Source organism: Streptomyces sp. a15, assembly GCF_059026085.1.
In genome coordinates this window covers 29,867-51,249 of record NZ_JBWLKM010000063.1, presented here as the reverse complement: position 1 = coordinate 51,249, position 21,383 = coordinate 29,867, and the positions used below count along the sequence as shown (strand labels likewise).

At 69.0% G+C, this 21,383-nt stretch carries 20 protein-coding genes; 9 read left to right on the top strand and 11 right to left on the bottom strand.

All coding sequences use genetic code 11. The features are described from left to right. The coding region (locus AC5P09_RS38750; protein WP_493878390.1) for a cation transporter at nt 1–810 on the bottom strand (810 nt) is incomplete at its 3' end. 107 nt (nt 811–917) lie between these two features. Continuing rightward, nucleotides 918–1,178, bottom strand: a complete 261-nt coding sequence (locus AC5P09_RS38745; protein WP_493878389.1) for a heavy-metal-associated domain-containing protein — start codon at nt 1,176–1,178, stop codon at nt 918–920. Between the two features lie 330 nt (nt 1,179–1,508). On the opposite strand from AC5P09_RS38745, the gene AC5P09_RS38740 reads away from it, so the two are divergent. Further along, complete coding sequence (locus AC5P09_RS38740; protein ID WP_493878388.1) at nt 1,509–2,480, top strand: DUF8832 domain-containing protein; 972 nt, start codon at nt 1,509–1,511, stop codon at nt 2,478–2,480. A gap of 32 nt (nt 2,481–2,512) precedes the next feature. On the opposite strand, the gene AC5P09_RS38735 is transcribed toward AC5P09_RS38740, so the two are convergent. From AC5P09_RS38735 to AC5P09_RS38695, 9 genes are all read right to left on the bottom strand, one after another. Continuing rightward, the gene (locus tag AC5P09_RS38735) at nt 2,513–3,133 is read right to left on the bottom strand and encodes a pyridoxamine 5'-phosphate oxidase family protein (RefSeq protein WP_493878387.1); all 621 of its coding nucleotides are present in this window, start codon (nt 3,131–3,133) and stop codon (nt 2,513–2,515) included. Next, on the bottom strand, nt 3,130–3,753 hold the full coding sequence (locus AC5P09_RS38730) for a pyridoxamine 5'-phosphate oxidase family protein (RefSeq protein WP_493878386.1): 624 nt from the start codon (nt 3,751–3,753) through the stop codon (nt 3,130–3,132). The genes AC5P09_RS38735 and AC5P09_RS38730 overlap by 4 nt, the downstream gene beginning before the upstream one ends. Next, complete coding sequence (locus AC5P09_RS38725) at nt 3,753–4,457, bottom strand: thiaminase II/PqqC family protein (RefSeq protein WP_493878385.1); 705 nt, start codon at nt 4,455–4,457, stop codon at nt 3,753–3,755. The genes AC5P09_RS38730 and AC5P09_RS38725 overlap by 1 nt, the downstream gene beginning before the upstream one ends. Beyond that, the gene (locus AC5P09_RS38720; RefSeq protein ID WP_493878384.1) at nt 4,447–6,261 is read right to left on the bottom strand and encodes an acyl-CoA dehydrogenase family protein; all 1,815 of its coding nucleotides are present in this window, start codon (nt 6,259–6,261) and stop codon (nt 4,447–4,449) included. Before AC5P09_RS38720 ends, AC5P09_RS38725 begins: the two co-directional genes overlap by 11 nt. Next, the gene (locus AC5P09_RS38715; RefSeq protein WP_493878383.1) at nt 6,258–7,316 is read right to left on the bottom strand and encodes a methyltransferase; all 1,059 of its coding nucleotides are present in this window, start codon (nt 7,314–7,316) and stop codon (nt 6,258–6,260) included. Before AC5P09_RS38715 ends, AC5P09_RS38720 begins: the two co-directional genes overlap by 4 nt. A 132-nt stretch (nt 7,317–7,448) precedes the next feature. Beyond that, nucleotides 7,449–8,201, bottom strand: coding sequence for an N-acetyltransferase (locus AC5P09_RS38710; RefSeq protein WP_493878382.1), 753 nt, complete (start codon nt 8,199–8,201; stop codon nt 7,449–7,451). A gap of 38 nt (nt 8,202–8,239) precedes the next feature. Continuing rightward, entirely contained in the window at nt 8,240–9,016 is a 777-nt protein-coding gene (locus AC5P09_RS38705) for a leucyl/phenylalanyl-tRNA--protein transferase (protein WP_493878381.1), read from the bottom strand. 13 nt (nt 9,017–9,029) lie between these two features. Beyond that, nucleotides 9,030–12,062, bottom strand: coding sequence for a non-ribosomal peptide synthetase (locus AC5P09_RS38700; RefSeq protein WP_493878380.1), 3,033 nt, complete (start codon nt 12,060–12,062; stop codon nt 9,030–9,032). A gap of 13 nt (nt 12,063–12,075) precedes the next feature. Continuing rightward, complete coding sequence (locus AC5P09_RS38695; RefSeq protein ID WP_493878379.1) at nt 12,076–13,314, bottom strand: cytochrome P450 family protein; 1,239 nt, start codon at nt 13,312–13,314, stop codon at nt 12,076–12,078. A gap of 683 nt (nt 13,315–13,997) precedes the next feature. Between AC5P09_RS38695 and AC5P09_RS38690 the strand changes: the two genes are divergently transcribed. The 8 genes from AC5P09_RS38690 to chrA all read left to right on the top strand — a co-directional run bounded on the left by AC5P09_RS38690 (nt 13,998) and on the right by chrA (nt 21,374). Continuing rightward, a complete protein-coding gene (locus AC5P09_RS38690; RefSeq protein ID WP_493878378.1) occupies nt 13,998–14,684 on the top strand; it encodes a response regulator transcription factor in 687 nt (228 codons plus the stop codon). 157 nt (nt 14,685–14,841) lie between these two features. Further along, on the top strand, nt 14,842–16,194 hold the full coding sequence (locus tag AC5P09_RS38685; RefSeq protein WP_493878377.1) for a sensor histidine kinase: 1,353 nt from the start codon (nt 14,842–14,844) through the stop codon (nt 16,192–16,194). 301 nt (nt 16,195–16,495) lie between these two features. Beyond that, nucleotides 16,496–17,278, top strand: coding sequence for a HesA/MoeB/ThiF family protein (locus tag AC5P09_RS38680; RefSeq protein ID WP_493878376.1), 783 nt, complete (start codon nt 16,496–16,498; stop codon nt 17,276–17,278). Between the two features lie 11 nt (nt 17,279–17,289). Next, nucleotides 17,290–17,562 carry a ubiquitin-like small modifier protein 1 gene (locus AC5P09_RS38675; RefSeq protein WP_493878375.1) on the top strand — a complete coding sequence of 91 codons (273 nt, stop codon included), beginning with the start codon at nt 17,290–17,292 and terminating at the stop codon, nt 17,560–17,562. Between the two features lie 5 nt (nt 17,563–17,567). Beyond that, entirely contained in the window at nt 17,568–18,347 is a 780-nt protein-coding gene (gene modA, locus AC5P09_RS38670; protein WP_493878374.1) for a molybdate ABC transporter substrate-binding protein, read from the top strand. A 77-nt stretch (nt 18,348–18,424) separates the two neighbouring features. After that, nucleotides 18,425–19,180, top strand: a complete 756-nt coding sequence (locus AC5P09_RS38665) for an ABC transporter permease (protein ID WP_493878391.1) — start codon at nt 18,425–18,427, stop codon at nt 19,178–19,180. Beyond that, nucleotides 19,177–20,229 (top strand): ABC transporter ATP-binding protein, encoded by a 1,053-nt coding sequence (locus AC5P09_RS38660; RefSeq protein ID WP_493878373.1) that lies wholly within the window; start codon nt 19,177–19,179, stop codon nt 20,227–20,229. The genes AC5P09_RS38665 and AC5P09_RS38660 overlap by 4 nt, the downstream gene beginning before the upstream one ends. Continuing rightward, nucleotides 20,226–21,374: a chromate efflux transporter gene (gene chrA, locus AC5P09_RS38655; RefSeq protein WP_493878372.1), complete on the top strand. Its 1,149-nt coding sequence runs from the start codon at nt 20,226–20,228 to the stop codon at nt 21,372–21,374. Before AC5P09_RS38660 ends, chrA begins: the two co-directional genes overlap by 4 nt. The last annotated feature ends 9 nt before the right edge of the window (nt 21,375–21,383 follow it).

The window sequence follows — 21,383 nt, the reverse complement described above, 5'->3', positions numbered from 1 at the left end:
TTCCCTGCCGCCGCGCAGCACCGCCACGTCCTTGGCGCCCAGCTCCATGAGCGCCCGCAGTGCGGCCCCCGACTTCCTCTTGGCGCGGGCCTCCAGGTAGCGCCCGGCGAGGATGAAGGTGGTGACCCCGGCCGCGGCCTCCAGGTAGATGGCGGAGGAGCCGTCCGAACGGGAGATGGTGAACTCGAAGCCGTGGCGCATGCCCGGTATTCCGGCGTCTCCCCAGAACAGCGCCCACACCGACCAGCCGAGCGCCGCGAGCGTGCCGAGGGACACCAGGGTGTCCATGGTGGCGGCGCCGTGCCGGGCGTTGGTGAACGCGGCCTTGTGGAAGGGGAAGGCGCCCCAGACGACGACCGGCGCGCCCAGCGTCAGCGACAGCCACTGCCAGTTCTCGAACTGCAGAGCCGGGACCATGGCCATCAGGACGACCGGCACCGAGAGCGCGAGCGACCCCAGCAGACGATGCCGCAGGGAGAGCAACTCCTCGTCCACAGCGGGTCCAGCCGCCGCCTGGACGTCTCCCCCCTCGCCGACCGGTGGAGTGGGAGGAGGCGGCTCCTTGGCCGTGTAGCCGGCCTTCTCGACGGTGGCGATCAGATCGGCGACCTCGATGCCCTCCGGATAGGAGACTTTCGCCTTCTCGGTGGCGAAATTGACGGTCGCCGTGACACCGTCCATGCGATTGAGCTTCTTCTCGATGCGGGCCGAGCAGGAGGCGCACGTCATGCCGCCGATGGCGAGCTCGACCTCGGAGGCGGACACGGACGCCGGGCCGGGCAGTGTCGTATCGGGAGCCGTGCTGGTCATGGGGAGTCTCCTGGGATAGGCCGGGACGTACGGTATCCGCGTCAGCGGAAGCGGCACGCCCCGGCGGGTAGGAAAACGTGTGGCCCGGGGCCATGCCCCGGACGGTCTCAGGCCGTGCCGACGAGCTCGTAACCCGCCTCGTCGACGGCGGCGCGGACGCTCTCCTCGTCGAGCGGGGCGGCGGAGCTGACGGTCACCTCACCGGTCTCGGCGACGGCCTTCACCGAGGTCACGCCATCGAGCGCGGATATCTCCTGGGAGACCGCGCCCTCGCAGTGGCCGCAGGTCATGCCGGACACCTTGTAGACGGTGGTCGCCTCACCCTCCTGGGTCCCGGACACGGTGTCGGAGGTCGTCTGGTCGGTCATGGGTTTCACCTCAGATATCGATTCGTCGGTACTCCGGGAGGAGGCTTGATCGCCGCTTCCTCCCCCTTAACACGGTCAACAATATACCCCTCGGGGGTATCTTGGTATCTCCATGCTGCCTACCCCCGCTGCTCGAGCGGCTGTCGTCAGAGACCCAACAGCAGCCCGCATTCCTTTACTTGAGGGAAGTCGGTGCCAGCGTTCGAATACCCCTGGAGGGTGGAGTGTATACCCCCTGGGCGTATGTTCAAGCTCGTTGCCATATACCGGGTAGGGGTATATGTTTCCTCGTATGACGTTCCTGCTGTCGGCCCGTCCCGGGAGACTTTTATGAAGACCTGGCCGAAGATCACTGGCTTCGCCGCGGCACTCGCCGTCGTGTTCGGCGCGGCGTACGGCGTGGGCAGCCTCGCCGGATCCGACGACGCGGGCACCAAACCGGGTACGCCAGCCGCCCGTGAGGTCGAAGCGGCGGAGGCCGGCGGCGCGGACGATGCCGCAGAAGTACCCGAGGGGCTGCAGGTTTCGGCTCACGGCTACTCGATCGACCTGAAGACCCCGCGGATCGAGCGCGGGCGCACCACCGACATACGGTTCGCCATCCTCGACGCGAAGGGGCGACCGGTCACCGACTACGAGGTGGAGCAGGAGAAGGAGCTCCACCTGATCCTGGCCTCCCGCGACCTGACCGTCTACCGCCACCTGCACCCCACGCGCTCCGCCGACGGCACGTGGCGCATGCCGGTGAATCTGCCGACGGCCGGCGACTACCGCCTCTTCGCGGACTTCGCCCCCGCCGCCCCGGCCGGCGAGAGTGTCGAAAGCCTCACCCTGGGCACAGACTTGGCGGTCGCGGGGCGCTACGAGCCGCAGGAGCTGCCCAAGCAGGTGAGCACCAGCAAGGTCGACGGCTACACGGTCACCCTGCGCGGGGACCTCGACGCCGGCTCCGCACGGGAGTTGACCTTCGAGGTGAGCAAGGACGGCAAGCCGGTGACCGATCTGCAGCCCTACCTCGGCGCATACGGGCACCTCGTCGCGCTGCGCGCCGGAGACCTGGCCTACCTTCACGTCCACCCCAACAGCGAAGCCGGCGACGCCAAGACGAAGCCCGGGCCGACCGTCTCCTTCACCGCCACCGCGCCCAGCGCCCACGGGTACCGCCTCTTCCTCGACTTCAAGCACGAGGGCAAGGTGCGGACCGCGAACTTCACCGTGCAGGCGGGCCTCGGCGGCGACACCGCCGCCGAGGAGGACGAGCACACCGAGGACAGCGGCTCGGCGGAGCACGGGCACGAGTGACGCCCCGCCGTCGGCTGCGGGCAACCAGCCACCTATCGGCCCTGCCCGGTCGGCGTCCGGCGGTCGTCCCCCTGCGTGGGGACGGCCGCCGTCGGTGCCTCCGAAGGCCGTGACCGCCCTCCGTCGAGGGCGCCCGCAGAGAGTTCGGTCAGCGGCACCTCCAGCCGCCGGTCGATCCGGTCCTGCTCCCAGGTGCTGGTGTCGATCAGCCACCATTGCTCCACCTCGACGAGGTAGAGCCGGTGCGGCGCCGGAGGCTGCAGCAGCGATGGGGGGAGCGACCACTGGGTGCGCTGCTCGGCGTCGGGGAGCACCGCCTCGTAGAAGGCCGCGTGGTACCGATCCAGTTCCGCGGCGGGGATCTCTGCGCAGACGCCGCTGAACTGGGCGCCGTCGACCGCCGCGACATCGAGGCCGGGGGAGCCTCCCGCCACGTACAGCGCTCCGCTGACAGCCGGCGAGAGCACAAGATCCCGGCCATGCCGGGACCCGGTCGCCGAACCGAACACAAAACGCAGTGGGTCTGCGAGCCAGGCGTACTCCAGCGTCGCCACCCAGGGCCGGCCCTCCGCGGACACCGTGGCCAGGCTCATGTACCGAGCCTGGTCAAGAACCCGCCGCGTCCGGTCGACAGGCGTGCTGTTGTTCGTCACCGCACCCGCCCCACCGGAGTGCCGCGGCCGTCCCTCATCGTGGAGATGGCCGCCATTGCTTCTGCCGGTGCCGGTGACCGCCGCGCGTCTACGGAGGTGAGCTGTTCCAGTTCGGTCAGCGGCACCTCCGCCCGCCGGTCGATCCTGTCGTGTTCCCAGGTGCGGGTGTCGATCAGCCACCACTCCTCGACGATGACGACGTAGAGCCGGTGCGCTGCCGGAGGGCGCAGCTGCGACGGCTTGAGTCTGAACCGGGCGCGTTGCTCAGGGTCGGGGAACACGGCCCGGTAGAAGTCCGAGTAGTAGTCGCCGAGTTCGTCCGCCGAGATCTCGCCGCAGGTGCCGGTGAACTGGGCACCGTCGACTGCACCGATGTCCAGACCAGGAGTGCTTGGCGCTACGAACAGCGCTCCGCCGACAGTCGGCGCGAGCGCGATGTTCAGCCCGTGTTGGGACAGTCCCGCCGAGCCGAACACGAATCGCAGCGGGTCCGTCAGCCAGGCGTACTCCAGCGTGGCCACCCAAGGCTGCCCCTCTGGTGACACCGTGGCCAGGTTCAGATAGCGCGCCTTCTCCAGAAGGCGACGGGTTCTGCCGAGTGGCGTGCTGTTGGTCGTCATCATCGGCCCTTTGCCGTCCGGGGATGGCCGGCGCTTCCCCGTCCGCGCACGATGTCCTCGGCGAGGGTGCGCCAGAAGGTGAGTTCGTAGGCGTGCACCATCCGCGCCGTCCGTACGGCTTCGGTGGGGTCGTCCCCTGCGGCCAGACCGGCTCGCAGCGTCTCCGCCGCCTGGTCCAGCAGCTCCTGGGGCGTCTCGGCGAAGAACCGGAAGTGCCCGACGGCCTGTTCGTCGAAGCCGTACTGCTTGCACAGCGCGTCGGCCACCCGCGCGTACTGGTCACCCGAGTCGGCCGCATTTGCGAGCAGGGCAAGAGCGATATCGCTGCGCGTGCCGTGGAGGGCTGTCTGAGTCAGGTAGGCCGGGTACGCCTGGGCGAGCGGCCTCGGTTCGTACGCCACCAACTCTGCCTCGTCCATCCCGACGGCGGACGCGAAATCGAGCACCAGGCGCAGGGCCTGCGACTCGCCCTGGGCCATCGTCAGAAACAGGTCGCCGGCGGGGGCCGACGGAAAGCGAGAGGCCAGCAGGGCGAAGCTGCGGCGGTCACTTCCCACCAGGCGGTACAGCTCGCCCGCGAGTGCGCGCAGATGCCCTTGCGGCACTTCGCCCGTCTCCAGCAGGTCGAGGAACCGGTTCGGCATCGACTGCTCGGACATCCGCTTCCGTGCCGCTGCGACGAGGGTGCGCGTCTCATCGTCCATCGTGCGCTCCCTTGCGCTCGGTCAGGTCGGGCGACATGCCGACGCCGCCTGTGGCGGCGCGTCGGCGCAGATCGGGTCCGGTCGCCGGACCGGGTTTCGGCTCGGCGATCCAGGGCCCGTCGATCGAGGGGTCGATGACGCCCTCCTCCAGCCAGGTGAAGTCTCCGACGAGGACTGCGCGGGCGAGGGCCCGGTCGTGATCGTCAGTGTTGACGGCCATCCGGCCGAACAACTCCGTGACTCTGAGCCGGGCCTGCCGGCAGAACACGTCGGCCAGTCGGACGGGCGTCTCGTCGGCGTCGGCGAGAGCCGCCGCGTAGGCACATGCGGTGCTCATCGCGTACAGCTCCGCGCCGATGTCGACGAGCCGGCCCAGTTGGCGCTGACAGGTGTCCAGTTCACCCTCCGGGCGACGGGCGAACTCGGCGAACGAACCGGCGATCCGCCTGGCCGCCTGCTCGACGAAGAGGAGGTGGCCGGCGAGCGCGGACCTGCCGACGGGGGTGCTGGTCGGGGCCTCACCGGGCGCGCCCTGCGTCGTGTCGGCCGCCGCGCGGTGGTGCGTGAGTACGGCGTCGGCGATGAAGCTCCGAAGGGCCTCCGTCGACCCGTCGAAGATGCGTCCGATGCGCAGGTCGCGCAGCAGCCGCTCGACCGGTACGCCGCGCTCGCCGCGTGCCGCGGCCGACTCCGCGGTCTCGTAACCGCGGCCACCGCGCAGCTGCATCAGTTCGTCGGCGACCAGCCAGGCATGTTCCGAGGCAAAGAGCTTGGCCAGTTCGGCCTCGAGCGCGGTGTCGCCACCGAGGTCGGCGCGGCTTCCGGAGATCTCGACCATCGCCTCCAGAGCGAAGGCGGTGGCTGCGATGTAGGCCAGCTTTCCGGCGACCGCGTCGTGCTCGCCGATCGGCCGTCCCCACTGCACACGGACAGCCGCCCACTCCCGGGCGATCTTCGCGCTCCACTTGGCGGCGGCGGCACAGACAGCGGGCAGCGAGAGCCGCCCGGTCTCCTGTGCGGCGAGGGCAACGTTCAGCCCCTCGCCTTCACCGCCGATTCGGTTCGCTGCCGGGACCACGACGTCATGCAGCCGGATCACGCCGTTCTCCAGGCCGCGCAGACCCAGGAAGGAGCTGCGGTGCTCCACCGTCACCCCAGGGGTGTCGGCTTCGACCACGAACACCGTCATTCCCCCGGCGCGGTCCTCTGCCGGAGGAACCATGGCCATGACCACCAGCAGGTCGGCGATGGTGCCGTTGGTGGTCCACAGCTTCACGCCGCTCAGCGTGTACGTGTCCCTCGACCGGTCGGGGATGGCGGTGGTGTGCATCCGGAACGGGTCGTTGCCGATGTCGGGCTCGGTGAGGGCGAAGGCGGAGATCTCCCGTACGCACCGCGGCAGGAGAGCGCGTTTCTGCTCCTCCGTGCCGAACAGCGTGAGCGGCTGGGGCAGGCCGATGGCCTGATGCGCGGCGAGCAACTCACCGAGTGCCGAGTGGTTACTGTTGACGATCATCAGGGCGCGGAGGTAGCACCGCCCCGACAGTCCGAGTCCCCCGTATTCCCTTGGGATCTTGATGGCGAAAGCACCGAGCTCCTTGAGGCCCTGGATCACCTGATCGGGGATGCGGTCCTCACGTTCGATCAGGTGGCTGTCGACCTTGTTCTCGCAGAACTCCCGCAGCCTGGTGAGGAAGTCCTCGTCCGCTTCCCCAAGGTGCCTCGGATCGCCGGGGGACGGGGTGAGCAGGCCGGTGCGGAGCCGTCCGAGGAAGAGCTCCGCACCGAAGCCGGGCGCTGTCATCGGGTGGCGGAAGGCGTGGCCTGGATCATGGACAGCGGTCCGGCCGCACCGAACCGCACGGACTGCACCGTGAAGCCGGTCTCCGAGAGCATCGTCCGGAACTCGGACTCGGTCCGCTCCCGGCCGCCCGCCATGACCATCATGTTCACATCGGTGAAGTACGCGATCGACTGGTCCGCGGAGGGGATCTCGGGCAGTACCGTACCGACGATCAACAAGGTGGCGGAGTCGGGAATCCGGGTCCGGCAGGAGCGCAGCAGGGCCAGCGCGTCCTCGTCGTTCCAGTCCTGGAAGACGCTCTTGATGATGTAGAGATCGCCGTCTTCCGGGATGTCCTGGAAGAAGTCACCCGGCTGGACCGCGCAGCGGTCGGCGACCCCGGCCTTGCCCAGCACCGCCGGGGCATCGGCCACACCGGTCGGGCTGTCGAAGACCGTGCCGCTCAGGTGAGGGTGGGCGGTGAGGATGGCCGCGAGGAGGGTTCCGTCGCCGCCGCCGAGGTCCACGACCTTGGCAGCGTGGGAGAAGTCGTAGGCGGCGGCGACGCGTGCGGCCGCTATCCGGGACTCCTCGCCCATCGCCTCGTGGAACAGGGCACTGAACTCGGCGTCCGCGGTCAGGCTGGTGTAGAAGTCGGAGCCCTTGGCCTGGCTGAAGGCCAGTTCGCCGGTGCTGACGGCTTCGCCCAGGCCCTGCCATGCGGTGAACCACATCGGGCTGCAGAAGACCCGGGTGAACGCGCGCAGCGAATCGGGGGAGTCGGAACGCAGCTGAGCCCCCACCTCGGTCAGTCCGAAACGGGCCGGCTCGGGCTCCGTGGTGACCCCGACCGCCGCGAGCAGGCGCAGCACTCGGCGCAGCGACGGCTCGTGTGCCCCGGTCTCGGCGGCCAGTTCGTCGCTGCTCCGCACCCCGTCCTTGATCAGGTCGGCCACGCCGAGATCGGCCACCACCCCGAGCGCGTGCGCGGTCATGTAGCCGCCGATCCGCTCGATCAGAGCGGACCGCAGCTGGATGCGCTTGGTGGTGTCCTTGTCCGGTTCACTGATGCTCATGGTGTTCGTCCTTCTTGTAAGTCGGTCGGTACGGAACAGGCTGTGCAACAGGTGCGGGCGAGCTGCTGGGCCCTGGCCTCGGTCAACGGACGGCAGCCAGAGGCTGGTTCGGGAATCGGAGCCGGCGTGCTGTCAGAGGCGGTGGCGTACCCACACGTTGGGCTCGATGTAGACGGCGTAGCCCTGCTCGATGTCGGCTGTCACTGGTGTCAGCGCGCCGGGTACCTCGACGGGGCCGCTGGTGTCGAAGGGCAGCTCCGTCCACTCGCGCCACTGCGCGAGACTCCCGGAGATGGTCATTGAGGCCGGGCAGACCTTCAGGATCTGGCCGCCGGTCCGCACGTGGACGCGCAGCCAGGGGTCCTCCGGCAGCCCGTCCGGGCGGGTTCGCGCGGCGTAGGCGTCCATGGTCAGCTGCGGCGCGGTGTGCTTGAGGCTGGGCCGCACCGGGGCGACGAGATCGCCGAAGCCCTGGCTGCGGGCGTGGTCCTTCAGAGCCTGGAGCGTGTGCCCCGAGAGGTTGCGCAGCTGGTGGCCGGGCACGACGGCGATCTCCAGCGCGCACAGTGCGTTGAGCTGGTGACCGCTGTAGGTGTCGGTCATGCACTGGCGCAGCGCTTCGTCCCAGCCGGTGCCCGGCAGACTGTCGGGGTTGCCGTCCCAGGTCAGCGGTGCGCTGGCCGCGCGGGCGACGACGGCCTCCGTCTCGTCGAGCACCACGAGTTGGTGCTGGGCGTGCCGCTCGAAGACCCAGTGCACCAGGATCGGGTCGGGGCGGATGTAGGCCGGCCAGGACGATTCCATCGTCAGCATGGCCGATTCCAGGTCGGGCCGTTCGGCGAGATTCGCGACGTGCAGTCCCGTACCGGTGGTGCTCTGAAGCATGGCGGTCTCCGGTGTGTCGTCGTGTGGTCCTGGTCTTGTCAGTCCGTCAGCAGCCGTACCGGCCTCCGCCCGGTGTCCAGCGGCGACGGCCGATGGGGGGTATGGAGAAGTTCCAGGTACTGGGTGCGGGGGATCGGCCGTGCCCCGAGCATCCTGATGTGGTCGCTGTCGCGCTGGACGTCGACCGCGACGCCGCCGGCCTGCGCGAAGCGGCGCGTCAGCTCGGCCACCGCCGCCTTGCCCGCACCGCTGCGCAGGGTGAACTGCGAATCAGCGCTGAAGACGGCACCGATCCGCATCCCGAACACCCCGCCGATGAGTTCGTCTTTGTCCCAGACCTCGACGCTGTGGGCGTAGCCGCACTCGTGCAGGCGGGTCAGACTCGCCAGCAGTTCGTCGGTCAGCCAGCACTCTGTGCGCCCCTCGCGGCACTGGTCGACCACCCGCGCGAAGCAGACGTCGGCCGTGGTCGTCCAGTCGACACCGCGCAGTTGTCGCCGAAGGCTCCGCTGGATGCGTGTCTGGGCGACGGGGATCACCGGACGAGGGTCGGGGGAGCACCAGGCGACGCCGTACGGATCCCGGCTGCCGGTCTGCAGCCCGATCCGTCCGGCAGCAACTTCGGACTCGTAACTGAGCTCGTTGAGCAACCGGTGCTCGACGGCGGGAGTGGGGAAGGGGTACAGCCCTTGCCGGTACGCGTCGAGCAGGCTGCGTGGGCTGAGATCGTCGCCGAACGCGACCGGGCCGTCGGCCGGCGCGGCGGTGAGATCCAGGTGCTCCCATGCGGACCGCGGCCGGACCGGGCTTGGCATCAGCACGTGGGCCTCACAGGAAGTCGACGGTGGTCAGATAGCGGATGTAGCGGTCGAGCATCTCGGTGTCCACCGGCGGGATCTCGATGCCGCTGCCGTCCAGGGCCGACTCCACGTTGTCCCGGGAGAAGACCGGGAACGTCGTCTCCAGGTACATCTCCGCCACACTCATCTCACCGGTGGAGCAGCGGTCGATGAACAGGGGAGCGAACGGTGTCATGGGGTGGCCGGGCTGCTCGACCGCGATCTCGGCGATCCGTTCCACCCATTCGTCCCATGGGACCTCACGCACCGTGTGGCCATGGGCCCGCAGCCGTTCGGCGAGTACGGAGACGTTCGCCTTGCCCGGGTTGGTGAGGTGGTAGACCTCACCTTGCGGGAGCCGGGACGCGGCGATGTGTGCGACGGCAGCGGCGAAGCGGTCCACCGGCGTGTAGTCCAGGGGGAGTTCGGCAACGGGGGACATCCCGGTGTCCACGATGAACTTCTTCATCGCGCACATCTCCGTCGATGTGTTCCAGGCACCGGTCTGGCGGTCGCCGGAGATGTCGGCGGCTCGGTAGACGGCCACCGGCAGTCCCTGTCGGGCGGCGCCCAGCAACAGGGCCTCCGCGACCCATTTGCTCTCGACATAGCCCACCGACAGGTGATCGGCGTGGGCGGCCGGGGTGGTTTCGCTGACCTGCCGGACCCCGGCGGTCCCGAAGCCCGAGACCACCGCCATGGTGGAGGTGTAGTGGACGGGGGCGTTGCGGTACCGGGCGGCCATACGGATGATCTCGCGGGTGCCTTCGACGTTGGCCGCCCGCATGTGTGTGTACGGGTAGATGAAGTTGACGAGTCCGCCGGGATGGTGGATGACGTCAACGATGTGGGCCAGCCGGTCGAACTCGTCCTCCGTCAGGCCGAGGCGAGGCTCGGCGAGATCACCCGTGACGGCGCGGATCCGCCCCTCCTTGCGGTAGCGCTCCAGATCGTCCTGGAAGTAGTGGGCGGCGTTTCCTTGGAGACGTGCCATCGCGCGGTCGTGGTCGTCGGCCCGCACCAGGCAGTGCACGGTGGCGTCGGTGGAGGCCAGGAGCTCCCGAAGGAGGTAGACCCCGAGGAATCCGGTGGCCCCGGTGAGGAAGATGTGGGCCGGCTTCTCCCACGAGGCGGGTTCGACGGGGGTACGCCGGATGGGTATGCCCAGCTCGGACTCGACGGTGAAGTCCACGGCCTTGGCATCGTCGGCGAGCATGCCCGCCCTCGCGGACTCCACAGCGGCGGCGAAGCTGCGCAGCGTTGCGTCGTCGAGCAGCAGCCGGATCAGCGGGCGGATCTGGGTGATCAGGATGCCGAGGGACTCGCGGAGCTTGGCGAGCAACTGGGCGGCCTTGAGGGAATCACCGCCCAGGCTGAAGAAGTTGTCGTGCGGCTCGACGCCTTCCACGTCCAGGACCTGGCGCCAGATCCCGGCCACCACCCGTTCGACGAGACCGGCGCTCTGGCCCGGTTGGCCGTCGGGTGCGGGTGCTGCCGGTGTTCCGGAGAGGTCCGGTGCGGGCAGTGACTTCAGATCGACCTTGCCGTTGCTCGTCATCGGCATGTCGGGCAGCTGGACGAACGTCGAGGGGACCATATAGCCGGGCAGTCGGCCCGTGAGGAACGCCCGCAGCTCACTGACGGTGGGTGAGAAACCGTCCCGCGCGGGAGCCGCGGTGTAGTACGCGGCGATCTTCGCCTCTGCGCCGTGAGCCCACGGCACCACAGCCGCGTCGACGACCAGTTCGTGGGCGGCCAGGGCCGCCTCGATCTCGGCCGGCTCGACGCGGAACCCGCGGACCTTGATCTGCCGGTCCGCGCGCCCAGTGACCTCCAGATCGCCCGCAGGCGTCCAGCCGCCGACGTCGCCGGTCCGGTACATCCGGGTACCGGGCTGCTCCGCATGGGGATCGGGCAGGAACCTGGACCGGTCTGCGGCGTCCCCGAGGTAGCCGTGCGCGACACCAGGGCCGGATATGTAGATCTCGCCCTGCCGGCCGGGCGGTACCGGCTGCAGGTCGTCGTCGAGTACATGGACCGCGGTGCCCGGCAGCGGGCGACCGATCGGCGCGGAACCCTGTACGGGCAGCGTCTGAGTGGTGACCTCCATCGTGCAGGACGTGATGGTGGTCTCGGTCAGGCCGTAGGCGTTGACCAGCCGTGAACGGGGCATCAGACGCAGCGCTGTCCGGCAGTCCTCGGCGTGCACGGCGCTGCCGCCCACGATCGTCAGACGCACCGCCAGGTCGGCCGGCTTACGGCTGAGCTCTGACAGGAAGGCCCGCCAGTACGAAGGGGTCAGGTCCATCACGGTGACCTCGTAGGCCGCCAGGCGGTCCGCGAGGTCGCTGGGTGCCCAGAGGTGGTCCGGAAGGACGAGGGCCGCGCCATTGAGCAGGGCCACGAGGATCTGCTCAATGGAGGTGTCGAAGGAGACGGCCGCGAACTGCAGGACCCGGTCGGTCGGTTCGATCTCGTACCGCGCGTTGATCTCGTCGTAGAGATAGGCGAGAGAGGCGTGGTCGACGCGGACGCCCTTGGGAGCGCCGGTCGATCCCGAGGTGTAGATGACGTAGGCGCCGTCCGTCCCATCGACCGCGGTCTGCACAGGAGCGGCCGGGACCTCGTCTGCCGGCGTCCCGTCGACGGCGAGCGCGACCACCGGCAAGGCGGCGAAGAGCTCCATGCTGCCGCGGTGGGTGAGTACTGCCACGCAGCCGGCTTCCTCGACGTATCGCGCCACGCGGTGGCCGGGCACATCGGGCTCCACCGGCAGATACATGGCCCCCGCCTTCAGCGTGGCGAGGAACGAGACGATCAGGTCGATCGAGCGCTCCAGGTGCACCATGACCACGGAACCGCGTCGCACTCCCTGCTGTCTCAAGGCGTGGGCCAGCTGGTCGGCACGGCGGTCGAGGTCCCCGTAACTGATCTGCCGCTCGCCGTGGACAACGGCGAGCGCGTCGGGGTGTGTGGCCGCGCGGGCGGCGAAGCGTTCGTGAACCAGAGTTGTTGCGCGCATCCCCCAGCCCCCCTTACCGCGACTGGTGGCGGAGGAGGACGGGCAGGGAAGCGACGCCGTTCCCGATGAAGGTGTGCTCGGGCTCGATCTCGTCCGGCTTGACGGCCAGTTCGAGCTGGGGAAAGCGCGCGAACAGCGCCGGCAGGGCGACCCTGGCCTCCAGGAGCGCCAGGCGTGAACCGGGGCAGAAGTGCGGGCCGAGCCCGAACGCGACATGGTCCTTGTTCTCGCGGTCGATGTCGAAGACGTCCGCCTTCTCATGGACGTCGGGGTCGCGTCCGTGTGCCCCATAGCAGATCAATATGGCGTCGCCGGCCCGTATGACCACGCCTTCGCCGAGGTCGATGTCCTCGGTGGCCCAACGCATTGGCAGGTGCATGACGGGGCAGTGCACCCGCAGCGACTCCTGGATCGCGTCGTCCCAGCGCTCGGGAGACTCCTGCACAATGCGCAGCTGATCGGGGTTGGCGAGCAGTTCGCGCACCGTGTGGTCGATGAGGTTGATGGTGGTGGCGCTTCCGCCGCCGATCATCAGCAGCAGGGTGGAGATCAGCTCCTGCTCGGTGAGGGGGTCGCTGCCTTCCTCGCGGGCGGCGATGAGGAAGCTGGTGAGGTCGTCGCCCGGTTCACGGTGCTTGGCATCGATCAGCGCGTGCATCGCGCCGACCAGGCCGTTGTTGATGTCGACGGATTCTTCCTCGCTCGCCACATCGGTCTCTCCGACGGCGCGGAACAGGCGCAGCAACTCGGGCCGCTGGTCGTCCGGGACGCCGAAGAGGTCGCAGATCGTCTCGGTGGGCACGCGGTAGGAGAATGCGGAGTGCAGGTCGACCGGTTCGTTGGCCGGAAGGGCCTCGAGGTCGTCGAGGAGACGGGCGACGAGGGCTTCGATCTGGGGCTGGACGGCGGTCACACGGCGGGGACTGAAGGCGGGCGTGATCAGCCTGCGGAGCCGGGAGTGCTCCTTGCCGTCGGCGGTGGCCATGTGGTCGATGTCCACCCACGGGGACAGCCAGGCGACCGAGCCCTGCTCGTAGCCGGGAACGGTGCCCTTGAGATCCCGGGAGACACCGGGATGCGTCAGCAGTTGCTTGACGACGTCCCCGCGGCTCACCGACCAGGCGCCCACCCCCTCGGGCAGCTGCACGGGAACGGCCGGCCCCATGTCGCGCAGTCGGTCCACTTGGGCGTACATGCAGCGGCCGCCCGCACTGTCGAGGGCCACGGTGGGCGTGGTGCTGAAAGCGATCACGTCATACTCCTGTGGGATACCGGGCATGGTGGCTGGAGCGGACCGGGACCGCCGCGTGGCCTCGGTCAGGGCTGCGTTCAGGCTGGTGAGCTGTCCTTGGCCGACGCGGGCGCCACGTTCTCGGACAGTCCGGTGCCGAGGGCTCGGTGGCCGCGCCAGTGGGCGGAACAGGGCGCAGGGGGAGGGCCGCGAGGAGGTGCGCCCCCCGGTGACATCAGCTCTCCCTTCACGGGTCTTCGGGCAGCCTTGACACCCCCATCGGGGGATGTGGGGGTGTCAGGAGATTTCAGGCGACGGGGCTCAGACGGTGGACGGCGTGTAGAAGTTGAACAGGAGCCAGGCGGCGGCGAGCAGTAAGAGGAACGCGACGGTCATCAGGAGCCAGTTCGAGAACCGCATGGACGGACCTCCTGCGGGCAGTGCGGGTACCGGGCCGGCTCGCGATTCCGCATCACTCCGTGGATCACTGAACCTCGGCAACTCAAGCTAGGCGCGGCATGTGCAACGGACCGTCAAGTCCAGTGCAGGGGAGCGTTCAGCTTCGGACATGGAGTCGACAGAGGAAGTTGACACACCGCTCGTTCCAGCAATCGAGACGGCAGGACCGTTCTCAACTCTCCAGGAAGTGGACGCGGGTAGAGTCACGGCAGCAGGTGGGCCTTTAACGGGGGGTTGTGGACTACGTGCACATACTTGTGGCCGAGGACGACGAGCACGTTGCAGACGCACTGACAGACGCACTCCGGCAGCACGGTCACACCGTCTTGTGGAAGGCCGACGGCGAAAAGGCGGTGGACGCGGCAGAGGAGGCCGACTTCGTCCTCCTCGACCTGGGCCTTCCGGACCTCGACGGCTACGAGGTGTGCCGACGGATCCGGGCCACCTCGATGGTCCCCATCATCGCGGTGACGGCACGGTCCGAGGAAATCGACCGGGTCATGCTGCTGCAGGCCGGCGCGGACGACTACGTCGTCAAGCCCTACGGTTTCCGGGAGCTTCTGGCCCGTATCGAGGCGGTGACGCGGCGCACCACGCAGACAGCGATACCCACTGCCCCGTCGGCACCGGACGACTCCGGGCTGGAGATGGGAGCACTCAGCATCGACGTCCGGGCGCGCAAGGCTTTCGTGGAAGGCCGGCCACTGCCCTTGACGGCCAAGGAGTTCGACCTCCTGGCGCTGCTGGCGGCCGAGTGCGGGGCGGTGCTCACCAGGGAGCAGCTCATCGAACGCGTGTGGGACGAGAACTGGTACGGCTCGACCCGGACTCTCGACGTCCACGTGGGAACTCTGCGGACCAAGCTCGGCGACAAACGATGGATCGAGACCGTCCGCGGTGTGGGTTTCCGGCTGACCGACCCGTGCGGCTGAAAGAGGGAGACCTGTGCGGAGAAAGCTGCTCCTCACCTACCTGACCCTCACAGCGGTCATCCTGCTGATGCTCGAGGTCCCTCTCGCCCTCAGCTACTCGCTCAACGCCTACCACCAGTTGGCCACAACGCGGGCCCGGGACACACGTGAACTGGCTGTGGAAGCCAAGGCGGCGCTGATGGACCGGGCCGCGGTGGCGGCTTTCGAGGAGCGGCTGCGGCGTTATGAGTCGAGCCATCAGACCACGGTCATCCTCGTCGATTCCGAGGGCAGGGTGGCCGCGGCGTCTCGCACCGATGTCGACGCCGCTGCGGCCGCGCTCCACTCTTCCCTGGCTGAGGCGTTACGCGGTGAGAGCGCCGGCCCGTCCCAGCACGCCGGACATGCCCTGCGACCGGGCAAGGTGATCATCGCCGAGCCCGTCCTCCAGGGAGAGGAGGCGATCGGCGCCTTAGGTGCCGTCGCCTCGGGCGCGGCGGTGCAACGGGATGTGGACAACCACACCCTGCTGCTGATCGGTGCGGCGGCCCTTGCGCTGACCGCGGTCGGCCTGGCCAGCGTGCCGCTGAGCCGGTGGCTGCTTCGTCCCATCCGGCAGTTCGACCACACGGTGCACGCCATCATCGACGGGGCGTACGACGTGCGCGTGCAGCGCGGGGGAGGACCGCCCGAAATGCACGGACTGGCCGACGCGTTCAACCGGATGGCTGACCATCTGGTGACACTTCTGGAGACACAGAAGGCCTTCGTGGCCGACGCCTCGCACCAGATGCGCAATCCACTCACCGCGCTGCGGCTGCGGGTCGAAACCCTGGAATGCGGGGTCCGGCCGGAGGCCAGGAAGCAACTCCAGCAGGCCGTGACGGAAATCGAACGCCTCTCCACACTGCTTGACCAACTGCTGCGGCTCGCACGGGCCGAAGGCCGGGACCAGTCCGTGGCACCGGTGGACGTGGCCGAGGTCATCGCGACCAGGGTGGCCGCCTGGGAGCAGGCTGCAGCCCGAAAGCAGGTCAGGCTGATCGCCCCCGACGCGAACGGAACCGTCTCGGCCTGCGTACCAGGGCATCTCGAGCAGATTCTCGACGTACTCATCGACAACGCTCTCCACATGTCCGACGCGGACACGTCGATCACCGTCCGGCACATGGTCGCGGGAGCATATGCGCAGATCCAGGTGATCGACGAGGGGCCGGGCATGTCGGCGGAAGATTGCCGGCGCGCCCTCGACCGGTTCTGGCGGGGAAGCAACTCCGCCGGACGTGACGGATCGGGACTGGGTCTGGCGATCGCCGACACCCTCGCCAAGGCCAACGGCGGATCGCTGCGCCTGCTGCCGGCAACCCCACGCGGCATCGAGGCCCGAGTGACGATGGCACTCTGCCCCCGGACAGTCCAGGCCGCCGAGAGCCGGGTGCTCGTGCCCGCGTGCCCCCGCGCCGCGGAGGACTCAGGACCTAAGGCGCAGGGACACGCCGGCACGCTTGCCGGGCCGCTGACTCGTCCTTGATGTTCTGCTGAACGCCGACCGGTGCGGAGCTGCACGAGCGCGCCACGGCGCCGGCCATGTGTCACTCAAGCCTGCCTGACCGGCTCCCCGCATCAAGCAGATGCTCGATCTGTGCGAGAGCCCGATGCTGGGGTGTGCCGAGGGTCTGCCACTCGCGGTGCTCCCAGGACTGCCCCAACCGCGCCCCCACCCTTGTCGGGTTCTTGCCATGCCCTTGACGTCCTGTTGCACAGCCCCTGATCTGTGTCCGCCTACGGTCATCGGTGCTCGAACAACCAGCCGATCCAGGACACAGGGGGGGATGGAGATGACGCCTCAGGCGCCAGACTTCACCCAGTTCCAGCTCGATCGCTACTCTCGCCAGCTCCGGCTGGAAGGCTTCGGCCTGGAGGGGCAGCGTCGGCTCCGCGACGCCCATGTCGCCATCTCGCGCGGCGGTGGCGTCGGCGGCACGGTCGCGACGCACCTCGCGATGGCCGGTGTAGGCCGCCTCACCGTGGCACATGGCGGCGAGATCGTTCCGGAGTACCTGAACCGGATGCTGCTCGCCAATCCCAAGGACGTCGGACGCCCTTGCGTGGACGCGTTCGCCGACAGCCTCAACCGGATCAATCCCGACGTCGAGGTGACCACGTACCCGGAGTACGTGAACGACGACAACGTCCTGCGGATAGTGGGCGACGCCGACCTCATCGCGGACGGTGCGCCGCTTTTCGAGGAGCGCTACGCCCTCAACCAGGCGGCGGTCGGACTGGGGATCCCGCTGGTCTCCGGGGCGATGTACGACACGGAGGGCTACATCACCACCGTCCGGCCGGGCCGCACGCCGTGCCTGTCCTGCATCTACCCGACCAAGCCGCACTACTGGACGGACATCAAGGTATTTCCGGCCCTGAGCACGGCGCCCGGCCTGGTGGGCGCCGTGATGGCCATGGAAGTGATCAAGTTGCTCACCGGATTCGCCGAACCGCTGGACTCGCAACTGATGTTCTTCGACCTGCGTACGAACATGACCCGGCTGCTCAACGTGGCTCGCCAACCGGAATGCACGGTCTGCGGCCATCTCGACAACAACGACTGTTGAGGGAGAATCCCATGCCGAAGATCTTCGTCCCCACCATCATGCGCGTACACACCGAGAACCGGGCCACCGTGGACGTACCGGGCAGCACGGTGTCCGAGGCGTTCGAGAACCTTCTCGTCAACTACCCCACGGCCCGTGATCTTCTGCGCAATACCGACGGTCAGTTGCGCCCGCACATCAACGTCTTCGTCAACGGCGACGACATACGCGGGCTGGACGGCGAGAAGACCGGCCTGACCGACAGGGACGAAGTCCATGTCATACCCGCCATGGCCGGAGGCTGACCCACATGGCAGGACAGTGGTTCGCCAGGGCCGTCACCTCCGCCGTGCTGGCCCTGGCGGTATCCGGATGCGGCAGCGTCAGCGGAACCGAGCAGAGCGGACACGGGACGAAGTCGGTCACCGTCTTCGCCGCGTCCTCCCTCAGCGGTGCTCTGGAAGAAGCGAAGAGCGAGTTCGCGAAGGCGCACCCCGGCCTGAAGATCCGGCTCAACGTGGGCGGTTCCTCCACTCTGGTGACGCAGTTGAGCAACGGCGCTCCCGCGGACCTCTTCGCGTCCGCCGACGAGCCCACCATGGACAAGGCGGTGGACGCGGGGCTGACCGACGGCCCCGTCCGGCACTTCGCGGGCAACACGCTGAGCCTCCTGGTCCGGAAGGGCAATCCCGAGAAGATTCGCGGGCTGCAGGACCTGAACCGCGACGACCTGACGATCTCGCTCTGCGCACCCCAGGTGCCCGCCGGACGCTACGCACGCCAAGCCCTGCAGCGCGCTGGTGTTCCCGTGCCGCGCAGCGGTGAAGAACTCGACGTGAAGCAGGTCGCCAGCCGCGTGACCCTTGGGGAGGCGGACGTCGGCATCGTGTATTCCACAGACGCCAAGGCGGTTGCCGGGAAGGCTGACGAGGTGGCCATCGCCGAGGACCAGAACGTCGTCGCCCACTACCCGGCCAGTGTCCTGAAGAGCGGTGACAACGCCGCCGGGGCCAAGCACTTCCTGCACTTCCTGCTCTCCCCCGAGGGCAGGCAGATTTTGAAGAAGCACGGCTTCCTGGAGCCGCGATGACAGTCACGGCACCCCCGGTTGCCGCGGCTCCGCCGCCACCGCGAGCTCGCCGCTCGCGGTGGCTGGCAGTGGTGGTCATGTTGCTGGGCGGCCTCGGGCTCATGCTGTTCGCCGCTCCCCTCGCGTCTCTGCTCCTGCGTGTCCCGTGGGGCGACGCGGCCTCCCAGCTGTGGTCCCCGCAGGCCCGCGACGCGCTCCAGGTCTCCCTGTGGTGCTCGCTCTGCGCGACGGTGCTGTGCCTGGTGCTGGGCGTTCCTGTGGCGTGGATCCTGACGCGCACTCAACTGCCCGGCCGCTCGGTCCTGCGGGCCATCACCACGCTCCCCGTCGTGATGCCGCCGGTCGTCGGCGGTGTGGCGCTGTTGCTGGCGTTCGGGCGCGAGGGCGTCTTCGGCCGTTTCCTCGACGAGACGTTCGGCATCCGCCTGGCGTTCTCCACCCACGGCGTGATCCTCGCCGAGACATTCGTGGCGATGCCCTTCCTGGTGCTGACGGTGTGCGGCGCGCTGCAGTCCGCGGACCGCCAGCTGGAGGAGGCGGCCCGGACCCTCGGTGCGAGCCCCTGGACAGTGTTCCGGCGGATCACCCTGCCGCAGATCCGTCCCTCCCTCTTGTCAGGGGCGGTCCTGTGCTGGGCGCGTGCCCTGGGCGAGTTCGGTGCCACCATCACCTTCGCCGGCAACCTCCCGGGCACCACCCAGACCCTGCCGCTGGCGGTCTACGTCGCCCTGGAGCAGAGCCCGGAAGCAGCGGTCGTCCTCAGCCTGCTGCTGCTGGCGGTCTCCCTGAGCATTCTGATCGGACTGCGCAAACAGTGGGCAGGTGGGCTGTGACCCTCAAAGCGCAGATGCACATCGTCAACGGAACTTTCGACCTTGAGGTCGACATCGAGGTCGGCGAGGGGGAGACCGTCGCCATCCTCGGGCCCAACGGCGCCGGTAAGAGCACGATGCTGCGTGCCCTGGCCGGCCTGCATCGACTCGACGCGGGACGGCTCAGTCTGAACGGCCGGGTGCTCGACGATCCGGCTGCCAGGACCTTCGTACCGCCGGAGTGCCGCCCCGTTGGCGTGGTCTTCCAGAACCTCCGCCTCTTTCCGAACCTCAGCGCCGTGGACAACGTCGCCTTCGGGCTGTGCTGCCGCGGGCTGCCACGCCGCGAGGCGAACCGGCGGGCCGCCGAGTGGCTGGACCGGCTGGGGCTGGCCGACCGCGCCGCGGCGCGACCGGCCGAGCTGTCAGGCGGCCAGGCGCAGCGGGTCGCCATGGCCAGGGCGCTGGCAGTGGCGCCGGAACTGCTGCTGCTGGACGAGCCGTTGTCCGCGCTCGATGTCGGCATGCGCGCCGAGATGCGCCGCGACCTGCAGCGGGCGCTGGGGTCCTTCCCGGGTGTACGGCTGGTGGTGACGCACGACCCCACCGAAGCTTTCACCCTGGGCGACCGGTTGATCATCCTGCAGGACGGACGGGTGGTGCAGACCGGCACCCCGGCAGAGGTGACGGCACGCCCGCGTTCGCAGTACGTCGCGCAGTTCGTCGGCGTCAACCTGCTGCGCGGCTGGGCCGAGCGCGGAAGGCTGACTGTGGAAGGCGGCTTCGAACTGGTCGTGCCCGACGGTGGTCACGGCGATGTATGGGCCGGTATCAGGCCCCGTGCAGTGGCCCTGCACCGGGAACGCCCCGGCGGATCGCCGCGCAACGCCTGGGCATGCCGGATCGAGAGTCTCGACGTCGAACGCGACGTGCTGCGGGTCGCGTTGACCGGCAAGCCCCCGCTCGTCGCCGAGGTCACCGCCGAGGCGTTCGCCGAGCTCGGCCTGGGACCCGGTGACCCGGTCTGGGCATCGGTGAAGGCCACCGAGATAGAGGTGTTCCCGGCATGACCGAAGTACAGCAACCTGCGCGGGGCCGGGCGGCAGCCGAGGTCTTCTGGGTGTTCCTGCGCATCGGCTCGCTGTCGTTCGGCGGACCCGCGGCCACCATGGGGCTGGTCCACAGCAAGGTCGTACTCGGCCTGAAATGGATCGACAAGCGCGACTTCCTCGATCTGACCGGCATGGTCAGTATCCTGCCCGGTCCGAACGCCGTCGAGATGGCCATGCACATCGGCGGACGCCGGGCCGGGCGGGCGGGATTCGTGCTCGGAGGCGTGGCGTTCATTCTTCCCGGCGCGCTCCTCGCGGCGCTTCTGGGCGCGCTCTATGTGGAGTACGGGACCACCCCCGCGGCCACCTGGTTGCTGTACGGCATCAAGCCGGTGGTCGTCGCGGTCACGGCTTGGACGGTGGTGCGGCTGGCGAGGACCGCGAAGCCCCGGCGGCCGCTGCGTGCCGTTCTCATGGCCGCGGTGGCTCTCGCGTACGTCCTTGGGGTCGATGAACTCCTCCTCCTCGCCGCCGCGGGAGTTCTCGGGCTCGCGGCCCGATTTCGGCACACCGCCCGGCAGAACAAACAGGGCGCCCTGATGCTCCCGTTGGCCGCCCCCATGGGGCACACCGATCTGATGTCGCTGGCAGGCGTGTTCCTCAAGGCCGGCGCGCTGCTGTTCGGCGGCGGGGCCGTGCTGATGGCGCTGTTGCGCGGGGAGCTGGTGGTCGACCGCGGCTGGATCACCGAGACCGAACTCCTCGACGCCATCGCGGTGGGACAGGTGACCCCGGGACCTGTGCTCAACACGGCCACCTTCCTCGGCTACACCCTGGGCGGGCCGCTGGGCGCGCTCGTCGTCACCGTCGTCGTGGTACTTCCGTCCTTCGCGCTGATGGTGGCAGCCGGCCCACTGCTGCGCTTCATCCGCGCCCACGACTGGACCCGCGCCCTCCTCGACGGCATCACCCTGGGCTCGATCGGAGTGCTCGCCGGTGTCACAGTCGAGTTCGCCCGGACCGGGATCATCGATCCGCTCACCGCCGGCCTCGCCGCAGGCGCGGCCCTGTTCCTGTGGCGCCGACCGCAGTCCGCCCTCATCCTCGTAGCCGCGGGCGCCGCCTTCGGGCTGCTCCGGCTCCTAGCCCACCACCTCATGTGAAGGAGGAAA